At 60.2% G+C, this 15,618-nt stretch carries 16 protein-coding genes; 4 read left to right on the top strand and 12 right to left on the bottom strand.

All coding sequences use genetic code 11. From position 1 onward, the window contains the following. Positions 1–32 precede the first annotated feature (32 nt). From ASD03_RS24495 to ASD03_RS24485, 3 genes are all read right to left on the bottom strand, one after another. On the bottom strand, positions 33–974 hold the full coding sequence (locus ASD03_RS24495) for a DMT family transporter (protein ID WP_025430190.1): 942 nt from the start codon (positions 972–974) through the stop codon (positions 33–35). Between the two features lie 173 nt (positions 975–1,147). Then, positions 1,148–1,942, bottom strand: a complete 795-nt coding sequence (locus ASD03_RS24490) for an SDR family oxidoreductase (protein ID WP_057217031.1) — start codon at positions 1,940–1,942, stop codon at positions 1,148–1,150. A gap of 145 nt (positions 1,943–2,087) precedes the next feature. Beyond that, complete coding sequence (locus ASD03_RS24485) at positions 2,088–2,879, bottom strand: SDR family NAD(P)-dependent oxidoreductase (RefSeq protein ID WP_057217029.1); 792 nt, start codon at positions 2,877–2,879, stop codon at positions 2,088–2,090. Between the two features lie 196 nt (positions 2,880–3,075). Between ASD03_RS24485 and ASD03_RS24480 the strand changes: the two genes are divergently transcribed. Both ASD03_RS24480 and ASD03_RS24475 read left to right on the top strand, forming a co-directional pair. Further along, positions 3,076–3,297 (top strand): DUF2798 domain-containing protein, encoded by a 222-nt coding sequence (locus tag ASD03_RS24480; RefSeq protein ID WP_025430193.1) that lies wholly within the window; start codon positions 3,076–3,078, stop codon positions 3,295–3,297. A gap of 26 nt (positions 3,298–3,323) precedes the next feature. Next, complete coding sequence (locus tag ASD03_RS24475; RefSeq protein WP_057217027.1) at positions 3,324–4,274, top strand: alpha/beta hydrolase; 951 nt, start codon at positions 3,324–3,326, stop codon at positions 4,272–4,274. 13 nt (positions 4,275–4,287) lie between these two features. Here ASD03_RS24475 and ASD03_RS24470 read toward each other — a convergent pair whose 3' ends face one another. The 4 genes from ASD03_RS24470 to nirK all read right to left on the bottom strand — a co-directional run bounded on the left by ASD03_RS24470 (position 4,288) and on the right by nirK (position 8,514). Further along, positions 4,288–5,193 carry a LysR substrate-binding domain-containing protein gene (locus ASD03_RS24470; RefSeq protein ID WP_057217025.1) on the bottom strand — a complete coding sequence of 302 codons (906 nt, stop codon included), beginning with the start codon at positions 5,191–5,193 and terminating at the stop codon, positions 4,288–4,290. A 328-nt stretch (positions 5,194–5,521) separates the two neighbouring features. After that, complete coding sequence (locus ASD03_RS24465) at positions 5,522–6,223, bottom strand: Crp/Fnr family transcriptional regulator (protein WP_025430196.1); 702 nt, start codon at positions 6,221–6,223, stop codon at positions 5,522–5,524. 120 nt (positions 6,224–6,343) lie between these two features. Beyond that, positions 6,344–7,261 carry an SUMF1/EgtB/PvdO family nonheme iron enzyme gene (locus tag ASD03_RS24460; protein WP_057207224.1) on the bottom strand — a complete coding sequence of 306 codons (918 nt, stop codon included), beginning with the start codon at positions 7,259–7,261 and terminating at the stop codon, positions 6,344–6,346. Between the two features lie 110 nt (positions 7,262–7,371). Beyond that, the gene (gene nirK / locus ASD03_RS24455; RefSeq protein WP_057217232.1) at positions 7,372–8,514 is read right to left on the bottom strand and encodes a copper-containing nitrite reductase; all 1,143 of its coding nucleotides are present in this window, start codon (positions 8,512–8,514) and stop codon (positions 7,372–7,374) included. 335 nt (positions 8,515–8,849) lie between these two features. Here nirK and ASD03_RS24450 point away from each other — a divergent pair, with 335 nt between their 5' ends. Next, the gene (locus ASD03_RS24450) at positions 8,850–10,073 is read left to right on the top strand and encodes an NnrS family protein (protein WP_057217023.1); all 1,224 of its coding nucleotides are present in this window, start codon (positions 8,850–8,852) and stop codon (positions 10,071–10,073) included. A 339-nt stretch (positions 10,074–10,412) separates the two neighbouring features. Here the strand turns inward: ASD03_RS24450 and ASD03_RS24445 are convergent, their stop codons facing one another. The 5 genes from ASD03_RS24445 to ASD03_RS24425 all read right to left on the bottom strand — a co-directional run bounded on the left by ASD03_RS24445 (position 10,413) and on the right by ASD03_RS24425 (position 14,009). Continuing rightward, positions 10,413–11,264, bottom strand: a complete 852-nt coding sequence (locus ASD03_RS24445; protein ID WP_244494261.1) for a DUF1214 domain-containing protein — start codon at positions 11,262–11,264, stop codon at positions 10,413–10,415. Positions 11,265–11,390: 126 nt separating this feature from the next. Further along, positions 11,391–11,699, bottom strand: coding sequence for a metal-sulfur cluster assembly factor (locus ASD03_RS24440; protein ID WP_025430202.1), 309 nt, complete (start codon positions 11,697–11,699; stop codon positions 11,391–11,393). Beyond that, positions 11,686–12,222, bottom strand: coding sequence for a DUF2249 domain-containing protein (locus ASD03_RS24435; protein WP_057217021.1), 537 nt, complete (start codon positions 12,220–12,222; stop codon positions 11,686–11,688). The genes ASD03_RS24440 and ASD03_RS24435 overlap by 14 nt, the downstream gene beginning before the upstream one ends. Continuing rightward, entirely contained in the window at positions 12,219–13,583 is a 1,365-nt protein-coding gene (locus ASD03_RS24430; protein WP_057217020.1) for a hypothetical protein, read from the bottom strand. The genes ASD03_RS24435 and ASD03_RS24430 overlap by 4 nt, the downstream gene beginning before the upstream one ends. A 135-nt stretch (positions 13,584–13,718) precedes the next feature. Continuing rightward, positions 13,719–14,009: a DUF2249 domain-containing protein gene (locus ASD03_RS24425; RefSeq protein ID WP_025430205.1), complete on the bottom strand. Its 291-nt coding sequence runs from the start codon at positions 14,007–14,009 to the stop codon at positions 13,719–13,721. A 226-nt stretch (positions 14,010–14,235) separates the two neighbouring features. Here ASD03_RS24425 and hemN point away from each other — a divergent pair, with 226 nt between their 5' ends. Then, positions 14,236–15,588 (top strand): oxygen-independent coproporphyrinogen III oxidase, encoded by a 1,353-nt coding sequence (gene hemN / locus ASD03_RS24420; protein WP_057217018.1) that lies wholly within the window; start codon positions 14,236–14,238, stop codon positions 15,586–15,588. Positions 15,589–15,618: the final 30 nt, after the last annotated feature.

Raw genomic sequence — 15,618 nt, 5'->3', positions numbered from 1 at the left:
AGGCTACCGGAGAAATGGAATGATGGGTCGCTTCAACAGGCCCTTCTTCCGTGGAACACACGGATCGCCAGAACGACCCCGGCGATCAGTATCGCAACGCCGGCGCCTTCCAAAACCGTCGGTATTCGAGCATGGACAATGAGCCCACCAATGACGCCGAAGGCCGTTTCTGAAACGATCAATTGAGCCGCCAGCGCGACCGGCAGGCTGCGCGCGGCCACATTCCAGGTCCAGACGCCGCCAACTGTCGCCACCAGAGCGAGCGACACACCCCACAGGTACAATGGTGCAGCGGTGCCCCATCCGAAACCAAGCTTGGGAAGCTGGAACAGCCCCATCGCTGCGCCAATCGGGTAGAAAACCAGCATCAAAATGCCGCCGCCGATGAGGATGAGAGCCGACCACACACCTGAAGGCATGCCCGGTCTGGCGGCCAGTGCTGCCTGGTTAGCAATGGCAAACCATACCCACAACACGACGGCTGCGATAGAAAGTGGAACCCCAATCCAGAGTGAACGCACAGAATCCAATCCGACCTCGGTGAACGCGGCGCTGTTGACAAGAACAAGACCGAACAACACCAGCATGAGCGGCATCATCAAAAATCGCCACGGCAGGGATCCCTGCCGCCGATTGCCGATGAGGGCCAGAACGATCGGGACAAGTCCGAGGAATGCGGGCGCAATCACCGGCCCGGCATAGATGGCCGCGCCCGTAACCGTGAGGAAATAGCCGACATAGCCGATGAAGGCGAGCCACGTGGCGATGAGCCAGTTGCCGGGGGTAAGGTACTGCGCCACCCCCTTGGTGATCACCAAGATATACACGCCAACCACCGCCGAAACGACATGGCGGATCAGAGCAAAATCGAAGGTAGAGTAATCGCCGATGACGAACGGCACGATGAAGTTGAGGGAAAAGGCGAATGCGGCAAAAATCGCCGCGAAAACGCCGATATAAAACTGTCTGTCCATAACTGGCCCCGATCTGCCAAGCCAAGCGAGGCGGTCCCGCCGTCTGCTGGTTCCATGGCCAATGTTTCTCTATGCTACACAGCGATAGAGCCTTCGCGCTTCCCTTGATCTAAGCGTTCGTTCGAGGGCACTGCCGGGCGTCGACGTTGTCGCCCGTGTGCCCTCAATGGTGGTCAGTTGGCCAGGTAGCGGTCGGCGGGTTTGTTCGTAGACAGATTGTCGGCCATCGCCTGGCGGGCAGCCTCGAAGGTGTCCCACTCGCCGACATCGTGAAGGCTGGGGATCGTAACGAATTCGTTGCGGGAGAGACCCATGAGCGCGGCGTCGACCAAGGCATCGGCCGGCATGACGATTTCCTGGGGCAAGTGCTGCACGGGCAAGCCGGCGATATCCCAGAAGTCGGTCGCAGTGGCGCCTGGCAACACGACCTGCACATGAACGTTGCTGTCGGCGAGCTCCTGACGCAGGCTCTGGCTGAAGGCGAGAACAAAGGCCTTCGTGCCGCCGTAGACGCCATTCAGCCTCTCAGGTGCAACCGCCACGATCGAAGCGATATTGATGATAGTGCCCCTGTTCCGCTCGACGAAGGCAGGCACCGCGGCATAGGTGAGGCGCATCAGAGCGTCGACGTTGAGTGCGATCATCGCGCTCATGGCGTGAGCGTCAGATTGGAGCAGAGGCGCAGTTGCGCCGACGCCGGCATTATTGACCAGCATAGTTATCCGCGGATCACCGGCGATCTGCGCCGCGACCCGCGCCACATCGTCCGCGACCGTCAGGTCGGCCGTGACCGTTTCAACCGTGCGGCCCGTCTGCTCGTGAATGGTTGCAGCAGCTCGCCGCAGCCGATCGCCGTTTCGCGCGACGAGGATCAGATCATAACCCTTCCGAGCCAGGCGATCAGCGTAAAGCGCACCGATACCGCTCGATGCACCGGTAATGACAGCTTTTCCCAACGTCTCTTGCATCGTCGTTCCTCTCTGATTGTGGTGAAGGCAGGCCGTCATCGCTGGCGAGCTTCGGTCTCTGCTCATGCCCTTTAGATTAGGCTGGACACCCGGCGACCGGTACTGAGGGGAAATGAGAGCCAGCCTCTCGTTTCGTAGTCTCGGGTCAGACAAGGCGCCGATATCGCGGCGCCAACTCGCCATTCACGAGATCATCGAGCAGCGTCTTGCGCGCGTGTTCGTACCGCGCCCATTGGCTTGCCTTCGCCAGAGAGGGAATGGTCAGCGGCTCGCGGCGGTCGAATCCGACCAATGCGGCATCCACCAGGTCGGCGGCACACATCATTCCGGGCAGAAGTTCGGCTTCACATCCCGCAAATGGCCAGACATCGGTGCGGATTGCGGCGGTCAGAACCAATTGTACATAAACGCCGTGATGTCCCAGTTCGTGTTGCATCGTGCGGGCCAGGGCGATCAGGAAGGCCTTGCTCGCGCCGTAGACGCCGGTTGCAGTTTCGGGTGCGATGCCGCCGGCCGACGCCACGTTGATAATCGCACCGTGGCGCCGAAGGGCCATGTTCCGGGCGGCGGCCGCCGAAATGCGCGTGTATGCCCTCACATTCGTGCCAATCAGGCGGTCGAGATCTGCCGCAGAAGCTTCGGCCAGTGCCTTGCCGGGAGGCAGGCCGAGGTTATTGACGACGACGTCAAAGCCGGTTCCTCGCGCGAAACTGGCTTCCACGTCATCCAGGCCGCGATCGGTGCAAAGGTTTGGAGTGATGATCTCGACCGCCGCATCGGTTTCGGCTTGCAGAATACGTGCAAGCGCGGCTGGTCGATCAGCACCATTTGCAAGCATCACAACATCGTATCCGCGGCGCGCCAGCCGATCGGCATAAAGGAGACCGATCGCGCATGACGCGTAGGTCACAAGGGCCTTCGGGTGCGTTCGCGACATGACATTTCGTCCTTTCGCGACTGGTGTATGTCATTCCGCCCCGTTTGGGACTTGCCGACATCAAGAGGCTGCCTCTCGCATTCTTGCTCTACCGGCCGCGGGCGTGGCGCTCAATTCTTATGCCAGGTCCTGAACTCGTCGCTGACGACAAGCAGGCTGATTGAACCGCTATTTCCAAGCCTTCTGGGAGAAAGACATGCACATACATCTGAAACGGAAAATCGCATTCGCCCTGTCGATGGGCGTCGTGACGACGGGGATCATCTCCTTCTCGCTTCTCGCCTTCAATCTGGGCTTTTCGAATGGATTTGTCCTGACGTGGCTGCGTTCCTGGGGGATCGGCTACGTGATCGTCATTCCCGCAATCCTCCTGATCGGCCCTCGCCTTCAGGCGCAAGTCGATCGCCTGGTCTACTGATCTGACGCTACATTGAGGAAACTGACATGCCAAAATCATCCATTCGGACGTTGTTCGCGGCCGCCGCGGTGCTTTGCTCTGCCATCGCTCCGGCAAGCGCCGAAGACAGCCAACAACCAAAGGCCAACATCGACTTCCTGAAGATCGATGCAGACATCACGCTTAGAAGAATGGTGGTGCATAACCCGAGACCGAAGGGGACCGTTCTCTTCCTGCATGGCTTTCCGGAGACCCTCTATGCCTGGAAAGATGTTTCGCTCGCCCTTGGCAATGACTACGAGGTTCATGCTTTCGACTGGCCAGGTTACGGTCTCTCATCACGGCCAGCGGTCGACAGATTTTCCTATGCGCCCAAGGACTACGCGCGCGTCTTGAACGAATACCTGGCGAAAGCGGATATCGACACCTCGAAGTTGACGATCTACGCAACCGACATCGGAGCCCTGCCAGCGCTGCTCCTGGCATTGGAAAAGCCTGATATCGCCAGGACGATCATTGTCGGCGACTTCGCTCCCTTCAACAGGCCCCAGTACATGTACGAGAGCCTGCAAAGCCTGAAAGTGGCGGGATCGACCGACCAGGCGCGCGCCCAACTGAACAAGAATCGCGCCGATATCCTCGAGAACGCCTTCAGACGAGGCCTGCCCCAAGAAGCTCAGTTCGAGGTATCGAAGGAATTCAAGGACGACATGGCCAATGGCTGGAACCACGGCGCTTTGACGACGGCAGACGCTTTCTCGTATTATTATTCTCACTTCACGCGGGACCAGGACCATTTTGAAACCCAATTGGCCAGGTTCAAAACACCCGTAAATGTGGTTTGGGGTGAGAAGGACCTCTACATCAAGAAGGAAATGGGGCTCGAACTCGCCTCAAGGCTCTCCGCAAAACTCAATCTTCTTGCCGGCGTTGGGCATTACCCTCATCTGCAGAGCCCGAAGCAAACGATCGAAGAGGTTCGAGCTTCATTTCGGTGACGGGGCGTAGCTGTCAGGCCGCCGATCCATACCCACTGCAAGTCGTACGGAGCCGCGGCAGGGCCCAGTCGATGAAGGCGCGCACCTTCAATGCGAGTAGCCCTTGACGCGAATAAACGATGTGGATCGGTTTCGCCTCGCCGCCATAACCTTGCAGGATCGGCACAAGCGCGCCGGTGGAGAGCTCCTCTGGCACCTGGTAGTCAAAGACCCTGGAGATGCCGACTCCACCTAACGCGGCGGCAACACAATTTGCCGCCGTGTTGACTTCGAGCCGGGTGACCGGAAGAGCTTCGATCAGTTTACCGTCGACGTCAAATCCCCAGAAGAACGAGCGGTTGTTGAACATGATGCCGTCATGCTTCGGCAGGTCGCTCGGATGCTCAGGCACGCCATGCCGCTTGAGATAAGCTGGACTGGCAACCGTCAGAAGGCGAAACTCGCCAGCCTTGACTGCGTAAAGAGAGCTGTCGGCAAGTTCCCCGAGACGAATGGCAACATCCACCTGCTCGTTGACGAGATTGACTGAGCGGTCCAACGACAAGATGTTCAAGGAGACTTCCGGGTGCTTGTCCATGAAGTCCAATGCAATCGGCAGCACGTAGCGGCTTCCGAACTCCACCGGCATCGTGATCGTCAACGTTCCGCGCGGTGTTTGATATTCACCCGAGGCGCGTCGCTCGGCCTCCTCCAGGTCGGACACGATCTTCCGCGCCGCTTCGACATAATCACGACCGGCATCAGTAAGTTGCAGGTTTCGGCTTGTGCGAATGATTAGGTTTGCACCGAGGTGCCGCTCGAGATCAGCGACTTTGCGGCTGACACTCGGCAAGGGAGCATTCAGCTTGCGGCTGCCAGCCGACAAACTTCCGGCGTCGACCACCGCAAGCAGTACCCGCATAGCATCAAGTCGATCCATTGGACCCCGCGACTAGAGCATCCCCTTTCAAGTAGAATCACCGAAAGCGGATAAGATGCTCTAGAATCAAAGTGCTAGAGCGTCCTTTGTGCGTTCATCTGAACGCACGGCGCTCTAAAGTTTGCCCATAGGTACTGCATTCGTCCGAAGGTGACTACAGCGCCGCGCGTCTTATTAGACGCGCAAAGATCGCTGCAGCACTTTGAATTACTGCATGTTTCCTTAAATCGAATAGGATTTAAGGAAACATGCAGTAGGGATTGCAGCCGGCCACCGGCCCTGACCGGACGTCTGGAAGCAACACACCTCGTGGAGGGGCAGTCATTCCTTAGCTCTTCTCGACTTGTTCAGCGAGACGTCGCAGCCCTGGCAAATCGCAAAGGAGCAGCTTCTGTCGTCCGCCCTGCACCAGTCCCCGCCCCTCCCACGCGCTGAGAATGCGCGAGACGGTGTGGAGCGTCGTGCCGGTCATTTCGGCTATGTCCTGCCGGGAAATGGGAAAATCGATGCGCACGCCAAGCTCTTCGCGCTTACCCGCCTGTTCGGCCAGCCGCAGAACCGCGTGCGCGACGCGGCGTTCGACTTCCTCGGTCGACATCTCGCGGATGCGGGTATGGGCCTCGTCGAGCCGCTGGCCGATCGTGTGCATCGCATTGATGGCCAGATGCGGATTGCTCTCGACGAACACGTTCCAGAGCTCGGTCGGCCAGGCGAGGACGAGGCTTTCCGTTGCCGTCATCGCCGTTCCCGGATAGTCGCTGCGCTGCAGCGCGCGGGCAAAGCCGAACAGATCGCCCGGATTGACGACACGGACGATGATCTGTTGTCCGTCGCGGGTGACCTGAGTGACCTTAAGGCGTCCGTGCAGAAGCAGATAGAACGAATCCGCCGCAGCCCCCTGCTCGAAGACGGCCTCATTCTGGGGGACGCGCCGCACGGTCGCGTGCGCCAGGAGCTTGTCCAGCTCCTGATCGCTCATCTTCTGAAACAGCGGGAGTGATTTGACGAGTGTTCGGTCCAGTGCAGCCACGTCGTTTCCTGTCTCCTGCGGATCGGCGATGCGGGCTGCTATATCACGTGCGATCGGGAGGAAGAAGCGGACAACACCCTTTCGCCGCCCTTAAGCGGCGATAATCAAGGCCCCGCGCTGTTACACCGCACCGGGGAAACGGCGCTCGAAGGCGTACAGCATGTCCGCATACCAACGATCGTCGCGAACCAGGCGGAAGCCGAGATTGTCCGGCGGCACGCCGACCGCGCAACCGCCGCTCTTCGGATCGCGAATGAAAAAGCTCATCGACGCACGGTGCTTGCCGTCGACGACGTAGATCCCGCAGGCTGGCGATATCTTCAGCACTTCGCCATCGACGCCGATCGTCACGCGACGGTGGCAGGTCTGCGTCCATTCCCAGACATTGCCGTCGAGATCGGCGACGCCGAATTCGTTTTCGCCGAACGTGCCCGACGGTTGCGGCATTGGGTTCTTCGACTTCTGCCGCGCGGATTCGCGCTCGTAGTCGGCAAGCCACCTCAGCGCCGGATTGTCCTTGCTGCCGTCAATGCCGAGCGCGTCGTCGGGAAATTTCCGGCCGGCCGCAAAGGCCCATTGCCGATCGGTCGGCAGACGCCAGACCTGCCCCGTCTTTTCCGTCAGCCAGGCGGCATAGTTGCTGGCGTCGGTGTAGTTGACGCCGGTCATCGGGGTATCATTGCCGAGGCTTGCCGCCGGCTCACCCTTCTCGCAGGCGCCGTCTTCGACGCAACGCTGATAGTCCGTGCGGCTAACCTGGTACTTCATGATCCTGAACGGTTTCGCGAGCGTCGCATCAACCAGCGGTGCATCGACGGCAAAGCCATTCTTGATGAAGTGGCCTTCGGCCCGGTATTCCATGCGGCGCGGCTCGATCGTCACTGTCACTGGCGCTTCGATGCGGGTGTCGACCGTTGCGTCGAGGTCATCCAGCAGCCCGACCTTGGCCGAAAGCACCCCGCCGATGGCAACCAGCAGCAAAGCTGGAACGGCGACGGAAAACACCGAAACCGAATTCTTGTGACGTCTATCGCGCATGTTCTTCCCCTCCTATTGGCATGCGCCGATGGATCCGGCGCATGCCTTTGTCGCTGCCTCGCGCTGCCCAAAGACCTCTTCGGGCAACGCGGCCGATTGTCATATCGGGGTTACATCGAAGCCGGCTTGACGACCGAGGTCATCAGATCGTCGTTCCACTCGCCGGTGACCTTGAAGTGTCCGGCCGCGCCCAGTTCGAAGGCCTCGATCAGGTTGTGGTTGACGTAGGCATAGATGCCCGGCTGCCGGAATGTGTAGAAGGCCGCGCCGGCCGTGCCGCCCGGAATGAACCAGGTTTCCTGATCGAGCTCGGGCGGATTACGGAATTTGCCGGTTGCCCAGACATAGTCGCCGTGTCCACCGATCAGGTGTGGCCGTGTATCGCGGTTGGCCTGCGAGTGGATGACGAGCACATGTTCGCCAACGGCCGCTGTCAGCGCCTTCTCGCCGGTCAGCGCTCCGACCGCGCCATTGAAGACGACGTGGGTCGGGGTCAGCGTGCGCATCACCTTGACGGTATCTTCATAGGCTTCGCCGGGCGTTTCGTATTTCTTGTAGTTGCCGGCTTCGTCGCGCGGGATGTAGAAATCCTGCTCGCCCACGTAGTAGACCTTGTCATAAGTCAGCGGCTGTCCCTTCTCATCCTTAAGCCCGTCACGCGGCAGCACCATGATGGCGCCGTTCATGCCCGACGTGACGTGCCAGGGCACCATGCCTTCCGGCGCGCAATGGTAGACGAAGACGCCAGGCTTGGTCGCCTTGAAGCGCAAGGTCGTCTCCTCGCCGGGATTGACCTGCGTCAGGCCGCCACCGCCCAAGGCCCCCGTTGCTGCGTGAAAGTCGATATTGTGCAGCAGCGTGTTGGTGGCGGGGTTGATCAATCTGAGTTCGACATAGTCGTTCTCGTGGACGACCATCAGCGGACCGGGAACCGAGCCATTGAAGGTCATGGCGTGCACTTCGGTGCCGTCGCCGTCAATGACCAGCTTCTTTTCTTCGATGGTCATGGTGAACTCGACCACGCGCGGGCCGGTCTTGGCGACCTGATCGTGAGCATGAACGAAGGGCGGAGCGACGAGGTCGACCTTGACCCGTTCAATTGTCGCAATGTCGACCGGCGCCGTGTCCGCTGCCGCGGGAGCGGCGGCCGTTGCGGCCTGGGTCGAGGTCGCCGTCAGGATCGGCGTCAGCGCGCCAGCGAAGGCGGCGCCGGCCAGAATCGTCCGGCGAGTCATCTGCAGCTGTTCTGTCATCATTGCTCTCCTTGGGCATGACCGCGCGACCGGAGTGGCCGTCCGAAAATCATGCCGAAATTCAACGTGTTACGGTGTCCTCTGCCGTCCCTGGCGGGCTCACCTCAGGTTTTGACCACCGGTTTTTCAGTAGTCATGCCTCAAGTAGAACCGAGAGCGAATGACGTCTTTGTCTTGGAACAAATCGCCCCGGAAAGTGGATGTTTTTCTGCAAATCTTCGCGGGGGCGGCGTTCGCCAGGCTCTATAATTGCGTTTTCGCAAAGATGCCTCGGCAAGCCCCGGATAAATCGATCCCATCCACCCGTCCGCTCGACGAAAGAACAGGATCGAACAATGTTTAGTTACTTCAGCAAACCAAGGCCCAGCGGAGGAATCCCGCGCGGAATCGCCACCACCGGTCCCGTTCTCTTTTCCTATGGCTTCAGACCCTTCTTCCTCGGCGCCAGTCTCTGGGCGATCTTCGCCATGGCCGGATGGATTGCCGCCCTTACCACGGGTATCGACATTGCCGGCGAATATGGCCCTGCCCATTGGCACGCACACGAGATGCTCTTCGGGTTCTCATCCGCCGTACTCGCAGGCTTCCTTTTGACCGCTGTTCCGAACTGGACCGGCAGGCTGCCAGTTTCTGGCAGGCCGCTCGCCTACCTGTTCGCCCTGTGGGTTGCCGGGCGGCTGGCGCTGCTTGCAACCGATGTTATCGGATTGAAGTTCGCAGTGATCATCGAGGCCGCCTTCATGCCGGCGTTGCTCGCGATCTGCGCGCGCGAAATCATCGTCGGTCGGAAGTGGAAAGATCTGAAAATCGTCGGCGGTCTGGTTCTTCTTTCAGCCGCCAATGCGTGGTTCCATATCTCCGTCGTCCGTGAGCTCGACGTCGACGCGGCGGCACGGCTGGCGATCGGCGCTTATGTCATGCTGATCATGATTGTCGGCGGCAGAATTCTGCCAAGCTTCACCCGCAACTGGCTGAACAAGTTCGGCCGGACCGACTTTCCGGTTCCCTATAACCGCTTTGACACAGTGACGATTCTCGTCGGCGTCGCTGCTCTTGTCTGCTGGACCTTCGCGCCGCAACACATCGTCACGGCTACGGTAGCGTCCGCCGCCTCGTTGCTGCAGGCGGCCCGGCTTATCCGCTGGCGCGGGTGGACCACGTGGCCGGACAAGATCGTGTTCGTCCTGCACGCGGCCTATGCCTTCGTTCCACTCGGCTTTGCCGCCGTTGCGGCAGGCGCGGTCAGCGCTCTCGACGCGTACCCCGTCATGCATGTGATGACCGTTGGGGTCATAGCCTGCATGATGCTGGCCGTCATGACGCGCGCAAGCCGCGGACACACCGGACGGCCATTGGCTGCATCGAACCTCAGCTGCGCCTCTTACATCGCCATCATCGGCGCGGCGCTGGCGCGCCCCTTCGCCGAGATCCTGCCGGCGCACTATCATCACCTGCTCGCGCTATCGGGAGCACTCTGGATCACAGCCTTTGCGCTGTTCTGCATCGAATACGGTCCGATGCTGGTTCGCGCCCGGCGCGCGCCACGGGGTGCTGCCTAGCGCCCCGAGTAAGTTGGTTCTGCATAACCAAAAAAGAAGGTTGCCTCCGCTGCGGCAACCTTCCGACGAGGCCATGTACTCATAAAGACGCCGCCCCGCAGGATCGAAGCTTGTGCCTCCGACAGCGGACGTGAGGCGAACCTCTCGAAAATCGCTAGCGCAGCCAATAACCGGTCATTGGCTGCGCTGAAAAAAGCGATGGGGGCAGAAACACTTGCCACGGCGGCAGACGCAAGAAATCTAGCACTCATGCAGTGCCTGTGGTTCATTTCTTCGGTGACTTCCCAGCGGGGCGGGTGTCGGACCGTATGCAAAACATCCGGAACCCGCGGCGCGTGTTCAATCAACCCTCTCGAAGTCGCCTGGCTTCCAACTCTTGTCGAACCATGGCTCCAATGGAGCATACAGCCGCAACAGCGAATTCCAGCCCTTGCCGGGTATGGTTTGAACCCAGTTTCCCTCTTGTCCCGACGGAGCCTCTGGAGAGAACCAGACTGTCACCGAACCGTCCTCGTTCTTCTTGATGCCCGGCTGATTGCTGTCGATGCCTGCGAGCTTCTGGTCAGTCTCCAGCATTGATCTGGTCTGATTGTCATACACCGTGAACGACCAGAACTGTCCGACCGGAACGGGGGCAGGCAAGGTGATTTTGTATGTCTTGCTGCCGTCGAGATAGGTTCCGGTCGAGTCCCTGACCGCAAACGCGTAGGCTGAGCCGGTGCCGGGCTTCGCATCTGCCATCGCAGGTGTGATCCCCGTCGCCGCGTAGTGGAACATCGTGCGCGCGTCGAGCATGCGTTCGCCGTCGTTCAGGAACTGATAGCTGTTGCCGATGAAGCCATTGTTCCATTGACGGTCGGGGTAAAATTTCGCGCGTTCATCGCGGGGAGCAAAGACCATGGACCGGGCCGTCGCATTGCCGACCGCAACAGCCTCGGTGAGGATTGCCCTCATGCGGGTATCAGGCGCGAACGGCTTGCCCTTCTTTATGCCAATAGATGCGAACAGGCCGACAATTTCGGGATCGAATGCATCGCCCGGCTCGGTCTGGATGACGCTGTTCAGCTCCTCGTAGAAATGGAAGTCATTGGCATGGACCGTATTCATCTGCTTGCCTGAGATGTTGATAAAGGTGGTTTCCGGCGGCTCCTTGCCCGCCGACAGCCGATAGACACGCGCATGGTCCTTCACGCTCCTGACTGCCGCAGCGATGTCGCCGTAGAGCGATCTCGAACCTGAACGGTGCTGTGGTTCAGATGATTGACAGCACAGTGCGCACCAGCACGCTACATGCCTGCAAGTTTACACGTCCACGACCTAATACCTGGCAGATGCCTCGCGCATCATTTCCGGGGTCCATGGCGGCTCGTAGGTCAGCCGCACTTCGGCATATTCGACGCCGGGAACGTACCAGACGCAGTTCTGCACGGCTTCCTTGAGAAAGGCCGTGGCGGGGCAGGCCTTTATCGTCGTGGTCATCGTTACGCGGACGATGCCGCCATCCTGGACAGCAATGTCGTAGATCAAACCGAGATCCACGACATTGGACCCCATTTCCGGATCGACAATCATCCGCAGGGCGCTGCGTATGCTTTCGACCAGCTCTTCGCGTTCAGTCGGCTGCATTTTCGTGCCCCTTGTGTCCACCGACGCGGATCAGGATGCGATAGGTCTCGCCCGCCGCGTCGAAGTTCCCGGCCCATTTGTGGCCGCGCATGGCAAGTTCGGGATAGAGAAACAACGGTTCACGCGCGAGAAGTGCGAAAAGCACCTCGCCGGCCTGCATCTTTTCCACCACGGCGAGGATGCGAACCATCGGCTCGGGCGGGTCCAGATCCGTCAGGTCGAGCTGGCGCGCGGGATCCGGCCAGGCGTCCAGATCCGTGTCGCCGGCGGAGACCCTGATCTCGTCGACCTGTTCCTCCGGCGTGAATAGAACCTCCCAGTCACCGTTGCCGAGCGGCTGGTCCTGGTGGGCAAAGCCGCGGCCGGCCATGATGCTGAAAAGCGGCACCGGCCTGAACGTTGCAATCAGTTTGAGCGGTTGTCCGGGTGCCAGACCGTCGACGGCGCGCATGATGGCCTGGAACGGATCGCTACCGCTTTTGAGAAGCGGCCGGACGTCGAGTTCGTAGGGGTCTTTGATCATGGTTGTCTCCGTGACTGAAACGATGGGAAGAAGAGATGCGGACGGGCGAAGCCGCCAGGAAGCTGAAGATTGCCGGGCACGTTGCTGAGCCTTCGTGTTGCCACGAATTCCCAAAGCAACGCATTGACCGCAATCAACTGGCCAAGGCTGCTCGCCCGAAACAGCAATGCGTTGTCGAAATAGAGCGCTGTCGAGGCAACGATCACGGTGAGATAGTAGAGGCGAAACCAGAACGCCGCACGCGTTTCGACGACCAGATCCTGAACGCGCGGCGTCGGCATGCGTCCAAGCAGCGCGCCGTAACATTCGAGCCAGGTGATGAAGGGAACGATCTTGTAGAGCTGTGCCAGCCCCATGCCCGTCAGCCAGCCAAAAGTGACGAGATAGACGAGCGGACCGACGCCTTCTTCGATGCGGCCGCTCAAGACCGAAGCTACAAGGAATACGGTCGCGACAATCAGCGCCACGAAAGCGCCGATGCCGGCGCGGCTGTTCAATTCGATGAGCTTGCGTTTGCGCTCGCGGTAGATCCGCACGATGTCCGCCATGTAAATTCCAATGGCGATCACACCGGCGAGCGCCGCACCGACGAGCAGGATCGTCCGCCCGTCCGAACCGGAAAGGATCATCGGCACAATGCAGACGATCATTCCGAGGGCAACAGCACCCAGCGCCCAGACGATCCTGCTGCTATGCCGTTCGCGGTCCGGCGACAGCATGAACATGGTCAAAAGACGGTAGCTGACCCCCATGGTCGTAAAACTCAGCCAGCCGCCCAGCCCCAACGTGGCATGGAGCGAAACACCTTCGAGCGTCAGATCGATCGCGGCCGGCGCATCGGCAAGTCCGGCAAGGACGAATGCGTAGATGCCACCGAGAATGAAGGTCATGACCAGCGAGCCAAGACCAACGGCGACAAACCGCGCGGGCAAGGGCAGCGGTCGCGCCTGCCAAAGCGTCGATGCAAAGATGATGATGAGCAGGCCGAAACCGGCGATCGTCACAGTCGCCCCGAACGGCAGAAGGAGCGGTGAAAGGCTGACGGCGCCTGCGAGGCTGGCAAAACCAAGCACCAGGCTGGTTATGCCGACAACCAGCAGCGCCAGAGCTGGAAAAGCCAGGTTGGGAAACGAAAGCGGCCGACCAACGAGAACAGGCACGAACTGCAGCAGTGCCCCCGCCATCAGCAGGCTGAGCCATCCGAGCGCAATGGTATGGACGAGCGCCAGCGTCTCAGGTGCCTCGATGGAGGAAACCGGATATCCGAAGCCGAGGACCATCATGATCTCGCTGGTGGCAAGAAAGATCAGCGCGGCCGCGAAATAGGACATCGTCCAGCGGGAAAGCGTGGCTCCGAACATCGCGGTTCATCCAGAAGAGTGCATTTCCAGGAAAAGTGCGAAGCGGTTTTCCGGCCGGAAATGCGTAAACACAAAGAGATAGAGCGTTCCTGCGGCTCTGCCTAAACTGGAAACGCCCTAACCGGGACACTCGTATCAGTGGCCGCTGCTGCTGCCGCAGCAGCAATCGCAGCCGGAGGCCTGTTGCCGGCCGATTTCGACCCGCCAGACATCCGGTCCCTGTTCGAGGTAATCCCAGGTGAATTCGCCGGGGTAGCGGCTTTCCAGCTGATAGTGCAGCGGACGCGGATCATGGTCGTTGACGATGATGAAGGAGCCGCCCTCGGCCAGCGCATTGAGCATGCCGAAGATCTTCGGATGGCGCTCCACCGGCGGGATGGTGCGCACGTCGATGAAGGGCTTGGTTTCTGTTTCTGCAGTGGTCATCTCAGTCCGTTCAGGGCGCCGTTGTTGCCTCGGTTTCCGGGAAACGCCGGCGCAAACGGCCCGGATTTGCAAAGGCTAATGCCGACGGCAACGCGACATTTTGTCGAAGCGCAAACAAATCCCGCTTTGCGCCTTCATGCTCGGTTACTTGGCATTTCGCAAAGAACGACGGGGGCACGAGGCCTAGAAACGGGTCGATTGTTTCGACAAGCCGATAGGAACCGCCATGCAGTCCACCGCCCTTTTGAAATATGCCGAGATGCGCTTGCCGCGTTACACCAGCTACCCGACCGCACCGCGCTTTTCCGCCGATGTCAATCGCAAGACCTACGCCGATTGGCTCGGCGCGGTTCCCGCGGATCGCGATGTGTCTCTTTATCTGCACATCCCCTTCTGTCGATCGATGTGCTGGTATTGCGGTTGCCACACCACGATTACCCGGCAGGACGAACCGATCCTCGATTACCTCAACGTGCTGAGGCAGGAGATCGGCATGGTGGCCGATCATGTGTCCGCGCCGCTGCCAATCGGCGAGGTCCATTTCGGCGGCGGGACGCCGACGATCATCGAGCCGGAAGAGTTCCTTTCCCTGATGGCCCTCCTGCGCGAACGCTACCTGTTTGGTCAAAAGACAGGCGTGGCTGTCGAAATCGATCCCCGACGCCTGACCGCAGCCATGGCGCAAGCGCTTGGCGAGGGGGGCGTTGGACGCGCCAGCCTCGGCGTGCAGAGCTTTGACCCGGTCGTCCAGAAGGCGATCAACCGCATTCAGACAGAACAGCAGACGGCGGATGCAGTGGCGCATCTTCGCAAAGCCGGTGTCACCGGAATCAATTTCGACCTGATCTATGGATTGCCGCACCAGACGGTTCGCTCCTGCGTCGAGACGGTCCAGGCGGCAGTGGCGATGCGGCCGGAGCGATTTGCCGTCTTCGGCTACGCGCATGTGCCGTCGTTCAAGAAACACCAGCGCATGATCGACGAGAACGTGCTGCCCGACGCTTCGGCGCGCACCGATCAGGCGCTCGCCATCAGCGAGGCGCTCTGTGAAGCGGGTTACCGCCAGATCGGGCTCGACCACTTCGCCCTGCCCGACGACGATCTCGTGCTCGCGCAATCCTCCGGCACGCTTCGGCGGAATTTTCAGGGCTATACTACGGACAATTGTGAAACGCTGATAGGCTTCGGCGCCTCGGCAATCGGCCGGTCACAAGCCGGCTACGTGCAGAACGAGGTTCCCCCAGGACTTTATGCAAGCCACATCGCGTCTGGACGGCTGGCAACGACCAAAGGCTATCGTTTGACCGATGAGGATCGCCTGCGTGCCGCGATCATCGAGAGACTGATGTGCGACTTCACGGTCGACATCAAGGCAATCGCCACCGCACACGGACGCGACCCGAAGGTCCTTCTCGGTGGCAATGCACGGCTGACGACGATGGCCAATGACGGCGTGCTGGATATCGCCGACGGCGTCATAACGGTAAGCCAGGATCATCGCTTCGTGATCCGCGCCGTGGCCGCAGCATTCGATGCCTATATCGACGACGCGCAACGCACGCACAGCAAGGCGGCCTGAACCTCGGTTGACCACAAACACGAAAAGGCC

Source organism: Ensifer sp. Root127 (genome assembly GCF_001425225.1).
In the GTDB taxonomy this organism is placed as follows: domain Bacteria; phylum Pseudomonadota; class Alphaproteobacteria; order Rhizobiales; family Rhizobiaceae; genus Ensifer; species Ensifer canadensis.
Note: the sequence above shows the minus strand (reverse complement) of the source record. Positions and strands in the feature narration are given on the sequence as shown.